At 74.9% G+C, this 518-nt stretch carries 1 protein-coding gene; it reads right to left on the bottom strand.

Going from position 1 to position 518, the window contains the following annotated elements:
* Positions 1-518: PfkB family carbohydrate kinase (locus AC1DWF_RS38620; protein ID WP_476843677.1), on the bottom strand; the 518-nt coding region annotated here is incomplete at both ends.

Raw genomic sequence — 518 nt, 5'->3', positions numbered from 1 at the left:
GCCGTTCGTCTGCAAGAGGCCGATGCGCCAGCCACGATGCTTCCAGCGCTCGATCACCTCTGCCGCCAGCGGCAGGGATACGAGCTTGCGCGCGGCGCTGCGGCCGGGGGTCAGGCCCTCCAGCAGCTCCTCGGCGCGCACGGGCGCGATGCCGGACTTGCGGCTGACGATGCCGAGCGCGAGTGCGGCCAGCCGGGCCACGGAGGCCAGCGAGAGACCGGTCGCGAGGCCGGCGGCCACCACGGCGACCACGGCGTCGCCGCCGCCGGCGGGGTCGTGCACCTCGGAGGCCTCGGCCCGGAAATGGTGGATGGTCTCGCTGCCATCGGCCTCGACCGAAAGGAGGGTCAGGCCGTCAGGGGCGCGAGGCACGAGCACGGCGCCGAAATTGTGCATCCGGCGCAGCGCGCTGGCGGCCGCGGCGACGCTGGCCTCGTCATGCACGGGCAGGCCGGTGGCGCCGGCGAGCTCGTCCGGCTCGGGGATGATGAGGTCGGCGCCGGCGAAGCGGGCGTGGT

Source organism: Aminobacter sp. P4_D5 (genome assembly GCF_056401815.1).
This window is presented reverse-complemented; position numbering and strand designations above follow the sequence as displayed.